Origin of the sequence: Leptospira interrogans, from assembly GCF_900156205.1 — a bacterium.
Taxonomy (GTDB): Bacteria; Spirochaetota; Leptospiria; order Leptospirales; family Leptospiraceae; genus Leptospira; species Leptospira interrogans.
In genome coordinates, this window is record NZ_FTNA01000049.1 from 1 (window position 1) to 10,553 (window position 10,553).

Sequence of the window (10,553 nt, forward strand, 5' to 3'; positions counted from 1 at the left end):
GTTTAGATAAGTAGAAGAACCGTTTCCTAGTATGGATATTCTTTTATTCGATGAAGGTCAAAAAATTGAATCTGTTTTGATAGAAGGTGTTGTTGGAACCGATTCTCTTTTGGTTCCGGAAGTTTATTGGAATCGGTTGGATCTTCAAGAAAGGAAGGTTCTTCGGAATAGGCTTCCTCTTTTACTGAGAAAATATTCGAAACAAATTGCGTCTATGACGCGACTTCATAATAAGGCGGGTAAAATTAAATACAATCTGGGTGTTGGTAAAATGAAAAAATTCAGTATTCGGGTTCATACCGGTGTTTGGGCGACCTTAGGTGTGTTAGCTGCTGCTCATGGGGTTTCTCGGTGTTATCTTTTTAATTATATGCTCTGGCTGGATGAACAAGGGGATTTTTTTGTGAAAACTTTGAACCGGGGAGTTCCTCGCTTTCACTGGACTTACGAAATGACTTGGAAGATCAACAGGAGACAAAATCTCATATCAAGAGAATTAAAGTTCGAACCAAACCCAATGACGGACAAATATCCCTATTACTTACAGGAGTCTTCGTAATCAATTCACGCAGACGATTTACTATGTTCGTTCTAAGCAGAATAATTGAGCGTCTACTGATCAACATTAAACGAAACTGTAAAATCGCCAAACACCGATTTAATGTATAAAATTTTCATAAAACATTATTGGTAGGAACTATTATAGAATTTCCCTTAACATAAGGATAAGTATCACCAAATAATTATTTTATGCAGAAGTTCTTCGGGGCATGTCTTACTTTGAGTTTTATAAAGAATACTTTATCTCTATTAGAGTTGTTGAAAAATTAACTTTCTTTTGTTTCTTGATTCATTAAAAGTGAACCGATAATGCCGTTTTGCTAATGTTAGATATGAAATTTTAAACAACCCTATTTTAAAATTCATTTCTAATCTTAAAATAAAATTGAGAATTCTCTACAAAAAGTTAAAATCTTAAACAAAGAAAAAAGTTTTTTTGAAAATGAATAGTTTTTCTGCTTCTTACAAAAATCTTGGAAGAACCGTGAGAACCTTACATCATTTAGCTCATACTTTTTATAGAAACATACGTCCGAGTCTTTTAAATTCCATGATCTTAAAACTCGCGGTGCCGGTTGTGTTTGGGATGCTTAGTCAAACTGTGGTTTGGGTGACCGATACAATGATGGTAGGAAGACTTGGAAAACATTCCATTGCTTCGATCGGAATCGGAGGAATTGCACATTTTACTGTGCTTGCGTTTCTGATGGGATTTTCGATGGGGATACAAGTAATCGTAGCTAGAAGGTTCGGAGAAAAAAACGATTCTGAAATTGGAAAGATCGGAGTCACTGCTTTGTATCTTGTGATAGTATTTGGAAGCATTTTATCGATCGGAGGGGCTACTATCAGTGAATGGTTGATGAACCTTCTCAATAAAGATGAAATCGTAAGAAGACTTTCCAGTGAATATTTATACTTTCGTTTTTTAGGGACTATTTTTTTCTTTTTACTATTTACTACAAGAGCCTTTACCGATGGATTAGGGATCACTACGGCAGGTCTTGCGTCCATGATTATAACATGTTTTACGAATATATTTTTAAATTGGATGTTGATCTATGGGAACTTAGGTTTTGAACCTATGGGAGTTAAGGGAGCGGCGATCGCTTCTTCTTTGGCGGGTGGAGCGGGATTATTTGCGTTTCCTTTTTATTTTTATTCAAAAGATTTAGGAAAGTATTTTTCTCATATATCTTGGGTGTTTAGTTGGGATCATTTCCGAGAAATTTTAAAGGCGAGTACGGCGCCTGCACTTGCAGAACTTCTAAATAACATTTCCTTTATGATCTTTACGGAGTTTGCGACAATTGTGGGAACAACTGCATTAGCCGTAACTAATATGCTTTTTAGTACTTTGAGTCTTTCCTTTTTACCAGGATACGCTTTTGGGATTGCTGCGACGACTATACTTGGGCAAGCCTTGGGGGCGGGGAAGCCAAAACTTGCTTATCACGGAGCGTTTCGGTCCGCTTTTTTTGCCGCTTGTGTGATGGGAAGTATGGGACTTGTTTTTATTTTTTGGGGAAAGGATATGTTATCTTTTTATACAAAGGATCAGGAACTGATTGAAGAAGCTTATTCTCCTTTATTAATATTAGGAATGATTCAAGTTGTGGATGCTTATCATATGGTAATTGCTTGTGCTCTTCGTGGAGCAGGACTTCAAGATTTTGTATTTCGTGCATATACGGCCGCGTCTTATTTAGTGTTTTTACCTTCTGCTTACTTTATGGGAATTTATTTAGGAATGGGATCAGCTGGGTTGTGGTCTGGGATTGTGGCTTGGGTTTTAGTGCTGGCTAGTGTGTTCGTAGTTCGATTTAGAAGAAAGGATTGGGTTCAAAATCCAGTTTAAACTTTCTTGCCAGATCGGGTTTTAGGGTTTTTTTGGTCTGAAGATGAAAAAAGCTCTCATAACCGGGATTACAGGACAAGACGGATCTTATTTAACTGAATTTTTACTTCAGAAGGGGTATCAAGTTCATGGAATTGTCAGAAGATCCAGTATGTTCAACCGAGCGAGAATTGAACATCTACGTGGGAACTCCAACCTTGTTCTACATTATGGAGATTTAACCGATTCGAGCAATTTAAACCGAATTTTGGAAAAGGTTTCTCCGGACGAAATTTACAATCTCGCGGCTCAATCACATGTAGGAGTTTCTTTTGAGGTTCCAGAATATACCGCTGAAGCGGACGCGGTAGGAACACTTCGAATTTTAGATGCAATCAAACAGATCGGAGTAAAGAGTCGATTTTATCAAGCTTCTACGTCCGAACTTTACGGAAAAGTGCAAGCAATCCCACAAACCGAAACAACTCCGTTTTATCCTAGATCACCTTATGCTGTGGCAAAGTTATACGCTTATTGGGCTGTAGTAAATTATAGAGAGGCGTTTGGAATTCATGCTTCTAATGGAATTCTTTTCAATCACGAATCACCTAGACGTGGAGAAGGGTTTGTAACAAGAAAGATTACTCTCGGAGTTGCTAATCTACTCGCTAAAAAAGGCGGGCCCATTCAGCTCGGAAACATGGACGCAAAAAGAGACTGGGGATACGCGCCCGACTATGTAGAAATGATGTGGATGATGTTACAACAACCGGAAGCGGATGATTATGTAGTAGCGACTAACGAAACACATACGGTAAGAGAGTTTGTGGAAAAGTCTTTTGGATTTGTAGGAATTCAAGTGCGCTGGGAAGGAAATGGAGATTCCGAAAAGGGGTTTGATGCAAAATCTGGACAATTGCTTGTAGAAGTGAATCCAAAGTTCTATCGCCCAACGGAAGTAGACATTTTAATCGGAGATCCCGCAAAAGCAAAAAAGAAATTGGGTTGGGAGCCTAAAGTAAAATTTGAAGAACTGGTCAAGATTATGACTAAGGCGGATTGCGAGTCAATCGGAATCAAAATTTAAAAACATTCTTATATTAAAATATAAGAATGTTTTGAATATTTATATGTGCTATGTGTTTTTCTGAATTGATTTTCAATTTAAAAAAATCAGTTTTATAGAAAGAATAAAAACTTAGAATTTGTTCTAAGAGCTTGTCCCAAAATTGTCCGGGAACTACTACGAAAATTTAACGAGATTAGAGCTGCTCAAAAGTTCGTAAATTGCCAAATGCAATCTAATTTGTGGAAACTACTACGTTTTATTAAAAATTTCTAAAGAATGATGCGTAAAATTCTTTGAAGTTTTGGGACAAGTTCTAAGTCGATTGATGACAGATAAATTTATCTCAAAGAATCTCTGTAAAATTTAAAATTTGATTATCATACAAAACGGCGGTCTTCTGCAGAAATTTAATTTTTACAGAAGGCCATAAATTTTTAGAAAAACTTACCATTTTTAACGTAGAATTTTAGACACTTGCTTTATAAGTTTTTGGTTTTACTAATAAATATATAAAGAGTATTTAATGTATCGTGCTCAAGCAGGCTTTTGCAATAGAGTTGTTGAAAAATTCCATAGCAACAATTAACAAAACGCTTCAATCGACCGTTTCCATATAACGAAAACCCATAGAGAATTAATTTTTCAACAATTCTAATAAAGGTTTGCACTTATATATTATGTAATTATAAATAATAAAATTATTAATTATATTTAGATAAATACTCCGTAGACGATCACAAAAATTCCTATTAAATTAGTGATCACTCCGATCGAGCCTAACGATTTACCTAAAATTGGATTTTCTTGGAATTCGTCTTTGACACCTTGGAGCCAATTGATCGTATCTTTGAGAGCTAAAAATACAGAGGAAATTGCAAAAAGGGAAGCACCGATGAGAGCTAAAGTCTCGGAAAGATTCGCATATCTAAAAGCGATTACAAGAGCAAGTAACATCGAACCTTGCATCAGGGCCCCTATATGTCCGGCTTGCAAATAACGAGAAGGGAACTCGGATTTTTTTCTTGCGAGCGCATAAGGAAATCCTAAAAAACTTCCGTACGCTAAATTTAAAACACCAGCAATGACTAAAATTTTTTCAGGTAGGAGCATAAATACCTCTTTTGAGAAGGAAAAATAATCTATGCCTTAACTTTCGTCTATAACTAAAATTTAAAATAGTATGAGTTCAGAGTCGAGAGTAATGTTTTATAAAAAACAATCTTTCCGTAAAAATAAAAAAATCACTTTTTGTTATTACTGATAACTATACAATAGAGTTCCCAATATTTTGTATTGAAACAGGGTTTTATGATTACTACTCGGATGAATGAAAACAAATACTATGGCGAACTTGATTTAAAAGTTGAAATGTGGGATATATCACAAAAAAGCCAACAATTCCGAGTTAGGTGTAATCTTTTAAAAACTTCTATGTCTTGGTAAAATTGCCCCCCTTAACTTTCGGTACCATTTTTATGTCAGAGTAGTAAAATTAGCAATACTCAATTTTATAGAGATCAGTAACAACTTAGAAGTTATCATTTGTCTAATTCTTATAATAATCTTAAAAATATTTTATCTTTGTTTAAAATACTGAATTCTAAGATATTTTTGGTATGGCTTCTAATATCGTTGTTCGTTTTTTAGTTACCTATGTGACTCGGAACCTGTTCTAAAATCAGAGTCTTAGAATCAATAATCTGTGGGAACTACCGCAAATCATGATTTCAGGGCAAAACTTTAAAATGTAGGAACTCATACGAATTGAATCACGAAAAACGAATATTTAAAAATTTCTAATGTGACTTAATCTGTGAGAACTACCACAAATCTAGATTTTCACAGTAAAACTTGCAAAAATTTAAATATTCTTTCTGAGCAAAAGGATCTTGGTTCGTAAAAATAAAAAAACCCCACCGATTTCGGAGGGGTTTTCAATTTCCATTTTGTTTGAAAGAGAGGATTAAGGTCTAACCGAAATCACTTCGTCCTTGTTTACAAGATTAACGATGTGTTTGTATTCGGGAGAATCCTTTCCATACTTCAGTTCAGTCGCTCTCAAAAGGTGAACGTTTTTCTTATAACGGTATTTGAACATCTGATCTTCGGATGCTCCACCATTCTTTTTGATCATGTTTTCTTCGAAAGCGTAACAACTTGCTAGATACTTATGAGCAGGATATTCCTTTTCATTTTCATCGATCTCGATATAGAGCTCGAGAATGGGGATACACTGAGGAAGATTTTGTAAATCGTATTCGGTAAGGATCCAAGATCTGTAAGTATCGGAAAGAAGTCTTTTGAACTCCGGTCTTTCTCTCAAGTCTGGGTTTTTGATTTCATCCAAATGATTGATCGCCTTGGTGAAATAATTTAAAGCCTGTTGTTTGGCAACTAGTTTGTCTCTAGAAACGACACGGTCTTCTCTCGCCTTACGATCTACTTTTTGCCAGTACCACTTTTCATCGAGACGCTTTTTTTCAGCTTCTTCTTTGCGGTATTGTTCTATGGCTTCTCTCATTTTAAGAATCGTGTTAACGCCCGATTGGTAATTGGATAATGCCAACCTAAATTTGTTGTTCGCGAATGCTTTGGAGAGTTGGTGGAGTTCTTGGAAATTTTTATCATAGCCCTTAAAATCAGGGTTTTTCCACAGAGCTTCTTGTTCCTGAATTGCTTTTTTACGACGCTTCTGCTCTTCCGTGAGGTTTTTGTCATCGTCTTCGGGAACCAACTCGCCTTTTAACAGCTCATCAATTTTTTCTACGGATTCGTTGGCTTGCTGATTACCGCCCTGATTGTTTTGCTGAGCTAAAACAGACAGGTTGAGTCCCAGCACGGCCAGAAGAATGAATATGCTTTTCATCACCTTCATAATGCTCACACCTTTACTTCTCTTTCAATGGTATTAGGGAAAAGGTACATCCGTGCCTTCTCTCCTGTATATCTATCGGATTTTAGTCCTCGGATATAAACTAGGAACAAATTTTTTTTCCACTTTATTCTAAAGAGGGGGACATAAAACCCCAATCCTAAGGATTTAAAAGAATCTCTTACAACTTTCAAAGTTTTTTTAACTTGGATTTAACGTTGAATGATCTACTAAAAATAGGAGTTCCTACATTTCTCAAACAAATAGGTTATCACTAAAAAGTACTTGTATTAAGAATGATTAGAATACCTAAAATTCTGCTTCTAAAAGGAGATTTGTGCTAAAATTATGATGGTACTTCAATCATCTATAAAATCAGTAACTGAAAAAATAGACTATTCAATGATCCATTACATCGAACTCGTGCTCCCTCAAGTTCAGAACTTTCGCTACTTTCTATCATTCCTTTGATTTTTCCAGCAGATTCTGTTTTCAGAAAAGGTTTTCCTAATTTCTTTTTGAGCTTGTCCCAGAATCTAAAAAGAAATTAAGATTAGAATTGAAAAAAATTCTAACAAAACGTATGGGAAGATTACGTTTCTTTGCGGTTTATACCGCTTTGTTCAATTTAAAATTGTAGTAGTTCCCACATTTTAAGGTTTTGAGACAAGTCTTGATGAAAAAATTGGAATTACCAGTATGATTCTCAAAAAATACACACCTATTCAAGAAGGTTCTCCCGATTGTTCACACTGCGGCGGGGTTGGGTTTTTCCTAACGGAGAATGTTGTCGGAACTAGTTCTGGTGTGCTTTCTATTTGCCACTGCATTTCTGAAAATTGTCCGTGTAACGGTAAACCTCCTTGGAGAGTTTACGACGAAAGTCTCGGTAAAATGGTCCCTTGCGTTTGTCATAATGCTAGAATGGAACTCGGACATTTGGAAACTATATTCAAAAAATCTGGAATTCCTCCCAAGTATAGATATAGAACCTTGGATCAAGCGGATCATAGTGCGGCGGTGGGAATTTCGTTTACGATCGCTCATGATTGGGCGAACGAATTGGTTCATAGATGGTCGGATTCTAATATTCATTCTCAAGGATTGTATCTTTGGGGCGGACCGGGAACTGGAAAAACACTACTTGCGTGTATTATATTAAACGAATTGATTTTTAGATATAAGACAAACTGCAAGTATGCAAAGATCAATAGGGATTTTCTAAATACTTTACGCGAAACGTATCAAAAAGATTCTGAAACTCACGGAATGGAAAAGACGATCGAAACTCTATTTGCAGAAGTCGAAGTATTGGTGTTAGACGATTTTGGAGTTCAAAAAGAATCCGATTGGTCTAACTCCAAATTATACGATCTGATCGACGCAAGATACGAACAGGAAAAACTCACCATTCTTACGTCGAACACTTCACCTGCCGAATGGAAAGACAAAGCAGAAGGAAGAATTTATTCCAGACTTAAAGAAATGACCCAAGAAATCCATTTAGAATGTGCTGATTATCGTTTGAAACTTTCCGAATCGGGAGAAAGAAAATGAAACAAGCCTTCCTTTCTCTGGGTTCCAATTTAGGAAATAGAGCTGAGTTTTTAAAAATTGCAGTTCGTAAATTGAAAAATACGATAGGTATCGAAATTCTTAAAGAATCGACACCGTTGAACACGACTCCTTTGGAAGTTATCGATCAACCTGAATTCCTAAATCAAATTATAAAAATTGAAACTAGTTTAAATCCAGAAGAATTGTTAGAAGTTGTTCTTAGAATTGAAAAAGAAATGGGTCGTATTCGTAAGGTAGACAAAGGGCCAAGGGAAATCGACATAGACATTCTTTCTTATGAAAAAGTTAAGATAAATACTCAGGGATTAACTCTTCCTCATCATTCCCTTTTTACTCGTCCTTTTATCAGAGAGATTTTAGAATCGATCGGCGAACAGTCATTATACGAGCATTTTACGGGAGGCAAATATGAAAAACATACATAAAATTTTTTCTCCTGAAAAGAAAGGGAAAGAAAAAATTTCCGTAGTTACATGTTACGATTTTAGTTTTGCTAGGATTTTAAACGAAACTGAAATCGATTCTATCCTTGTAGGGGATTCACTGGGAATGGTTTTTCAAGGAAATACGAGTACTCTCCCCGTCACTTTAGAAGAAATGATCTATCATACGAAGGCGGTCCGTCGTGGTGCGCCCGATAAGTTTCTGATCGCCGATCTACCTTTTTTAAGTTATCAGACTTCTATCGAAGAAGGAATTCGCTCCGCCGGAAAAATCATGAAGGAAAGCGATTGCGACGCGGTTAAAATAGAAGGTGGTTCCGAATTTATCTGTGAGCTGGTTTCTATTCTCAAACAAATTGGAGTTCCTGTGATGGGGCATTTGGGGCTGACACCTCAGAGTGTTCATGTGTTTGGCGGTCATCGAGTTCAAGGCAAAGGAGAAGAATCGAGTTCTAAACTACTAAAAGAATCGATTTCTCTTTTTGAGTCAGGTGTTTTCTCAATGGTTCTGGAGATGATTCCCGCTGAACTAGGAAAAAAAGTAAGTCAAGAAGTAGGTGTTCCTACAATCGGAATCGGAGCTGGTTCGGATTGTGACGGACAGGTTTTGGTTTTAAACGATTTACTTGGATTGGATATAAACTTTCAACCTAAGTTTTTAAAGAAATTTTCCAATCTGCATTCTATCGTAAAGGAAGCGATCGCGGATTATGATAAAGAAGTAAAATCCGGAGAGTTTCCAGGGAAAGATCATAGTTTCTGACGAGTTCTTGACGATAATCGAAATCATAAAAGGTTGTAAAACTTAAGGGAGATGATCCCGTTTTGGAGTGAAGTGTGGACATAGTTGAGTTGGAAAAGGGCCATCCGGATACGGAGAACAAAATTAAAGATCTGGCAAAAGAATGTGGAAATCAAACTGAGATTATCCGCGGTGCTGCAGTATCTGACACGATTCATTTTATAGGAGATACGCGTAAAATTTCCGAAAAAGAAGGTTATGTCAAAGAACTCCCCGGGGTCGTAAAAATTTGGAACGTGTCTATTCCCTATAAAAATATAGCAAAAACTGCGGCAGGCAAAAATGGAGAAGTGGTTCATAGAGCCACTCGAATTGTAGAAGTCAAAGGCCCGGATGGATTGGTTCGTAAATTTGGAGCCGGAAAACATATCTTTATCGTGGGACCGGATTCTCCGCAAACCTATGAACAAACTCTAACGATCGCAAAACAAGCCGTCGAACTTGGTAAAAAATACAATATCTTGGATAGAATCATCTTTCGAGGTGGAGCTTTCAAACCTCGTACTCGTCCAACCGATTGGCGCGGTCTCGGTTGGGAAGGAATTGAGATGATGGATAAGGTCAAAGCAGAAACTGGACTTCCTTATGTGACCGAAGTGATGGATCATACGATGGCGGAAGAAGTTGCTAAACACGCAGATATGATTCAGATCGGAACTAGAAACGCTCAAGATTTTGAACTTTTAGAAGCGGTGGGAAGAACCGGAAAACCTGTAATTCTAAAACGAGGTTTTGGAAACGAGGCGGTAGAATGGTTTTCCGCTGCTGAATACATTGCTAATCAAGGAAATTTGAATATTATACTTTGTGAAAGGGGAGTTAAAACTCTTTTTATCAAGGAAGGTTATTGTAGAAACACTCCCGATTTGAATGTGATCACTCATGTTAAGAATCAGACGATTTTACCTGTAATTTACGATCCTTCTCACGTTGCGGGAGATGATAAGATTGTAATTTCCAATCTTCTTGCTTCTCTTCCGTTTAATCCGGATGGTTCCATTACGGAAACTCTTCACGTAGAAGAATTTAGAAAAGAACAGATGTGTGATGCAGCTCAAGCTCTTCTTATGAGCATCTACGAAAAGGCGGTTCAATCGATTTTGAAATACGAGGAAACGATTCGTCCGATTACAGATGAAGCAGATTCTTATTTTGTGAAACGGAAGTCTGGAAAGTAAACTATAGTTTCGCGCGAGTAACGATTTCTATTTTTCGTCGACTTTGACTTGAAAAAGCGGTCTTGAAAATTCAAAGGCCGCTTCTTTATTTTGGGCGTGCCTCTCGCCAAAATATTCAGAAACTGGAATATTCTTTTTAGACTGGCTTCGAGTCGCGCGCCTTCACATAACCAACCCCACAAGTTGAATAGGATTTTAGAATCAAAATGAACT

General features: G+C 36.8%; 9 protein-coding genes. 7 read left to right on the forward strand and 2 right to left on the reverse strand.

Features of this window, described 5'->3' with window-relative positions:
- Window positions 1–31 precede the first annotated feature (31 nt).
- From BW942_RS20485 to gmd, 3 genes are all read left to right on the forward strand, one after another.
- Entirely contained in the window at window positions 32–559 is a 528-nt protein-coding gene (locus BW942_RS20485; RefSeq protein WP_000353606.1) for a DUF1564 domain-containing protein, read from the forward strand.
- Window positions 560–1,003: 444 nt separating this feature from the next.
- On the forward strand, window positions 1,004–2,419 hold the full coding sequence (locus BW942_RS20495) for an MATE family efflux transporter (RefSeq protein ID WP_001981895.1): 1,416 nt from the start codon (window positions 1,004–1,006) through the stop codon (window positions 2,417–2,419).
- Between the two features lie 43 nt (window positions 2,420–2,462).
- The gene (gene gmd / locus BW942_RS20500) at window positions 2,463–3,485 is read left to right on the forward strand and encodes a GDP-mannose 4,6-dehydratase (protein WP_000709511.1); all 1,023 of its coding nucleotides are present in this window, start codon (window positions 2,463–2,465) and stop codon (window positions 3,483–3,485) included.
- Between the two features lie 693 nt (window positions 3,486–4,178).
- Here gmd and BW942_RS20510 read toward each other — a convergent pair.
- Together BW942_RS20510 and fcpA are read right to left on the reverse strand one after the other, a co-directional pair.
- Entirely contained in the window at window positions 4,179–4,577 is a 399-nt protein-coding gene (locus BW942_RS20510; RefSeq protein ID WP_000926262.1) for a hypothetical protein, read from the reverse strand.
- A gap of 853 nt (window positions 4,578–5,430) precedes the next feature.
- Complete coding sequence (gene fcpA / locus BW942_RS20515) at window positions 5,431–6,342, reverse strand: flagellar coiling protein FcpA (RefSeq protein ID WP_000867010.1); 912 nt, start codon at window positions 6,340–6,342, stop codon at window positions 5,431–5,433.
- Between the two features lie 696 nt (window positions 6,343–7,038).
- On the opposite strand from fcpA, the gene zapE reads away from it, so the two are divergent.
- The 4 genes from zapE (at window position 7,039) to BW942_RS20535 (ending at window position 10,340) form a co-directional block, all read left to right on the forward strand.
- Window positions 7,039–7,896, forward strand: a complete 858-nt coding sequence (gene zapE, locus BW942_RS20520; RefSeq protein WP_000601181.1) for an AFG1/ZapE family ATPase — start codon at window positions 7,039–7,041, stop codon at window positions 7,894–7,896.
- Complete coding sequence (gene folK / locus BW942_RS20525; protein ID WP_000806224.1) at window positions 7,893–8,342, forward strand: 2-amino-4-hydroxy-6-hydroxymethyldihydropteridine diphosphokinase; 450 nt, start codon at window positions 7,893–7,895, stop codon at window positions 8,340–8,342. The genes zapE and folK overlap by 4 nt, the downstream gene beginning before the upstream one ends.
- Window positions 8,326–9,123 (forward strand): 3-methyl-2-oxobutanoate hydroxymethyltransferase, encoded by a 798-nt coding sequence (panB, locus tag BW942_RS20530; protein WP_000789319.1) that lies wholly within the window; start codon window positions 8,326–8,328, stop codon window positions 9,121–9,123. Before folK ends, panB begins: the two co-directional genes overlap by 17 nt.
- Before the next feature lie 74 nt (window positions 9,124–9,197).
- On the forward strand, window positions 9,198–10,340 hold the full coding sequence (locus tag BW942_RS20535) for an N-acetylneuraminate synthase family protein (RefSeq protein ID WP_000355766.1): 1,143 nt from the start codon (window positions 9,198–9,200) through the stop codon (window positions 10,338–10,340).
- The last annotated feature ends 213 nt before the right edge of the window (window positions 10,341–10,553 follow it).

What these genes read in the sequence shown, in the direction of transcription:
- folK (WP_000806224.1), top strand. Translation starts at nt 7,893, where the DNA reads ATGAAACAAGCCTTCCTTTCTCTGGGTTCCAATTTAGGAAATAGAGCT.
- zapE (WP_000601181.1), top strand. Translation starts at nt 7,039, where the DNA reads ATGATTCTCAAAAAATACACACCTATTCAAGAAGGTTCTCCCGATTGT.
- gmd (WP_000709511.1), top strand. Translation starts at nt 2,463, where the DNA reads ATGAAAAAAGCTCTCATAACCGGGATTACAGGACAAGACGGATCTTAT.
- BW942_RS20485 (WP_000353606.1), top strand. Translation starts at nt 32, where the DNA reads ATGGATATTCTTTTATTCGATGAAGGTCAAAAAATTGAATCTGTTTTG.
- BW942_RS20510 (WP_000926262.1), bottom strand. Translation starts at nt 4,577, where the DNA reads ATGCTCCTACCTGAAAAAATTTTAGTCATTGCTGGTGTTTTAAATTTA.
- BW942_RS20495 (WP_001981895.1), top strand. Translation starts at nt 1,004, where the DNA reads ATGAATAGTTTTTCTGCTTCTTACAAAAATCTTGGAAGAACCGTGAGA.
- panB (WP_000789319.1), top strand. Translation starts at nt 8,326, where the DNA reads ATGAAAAACATACATAAAATTTTTTCTCCTGAAAAGAAAGGGAAAGAA.
- fcpA (WP_000867010.1), bottom strand. Translation starts at nt 6,342, where the DNA reads ATGAAGGTGATGAAAAGCATATTCATTCTTCTGGCCGTGCTGGGACTC.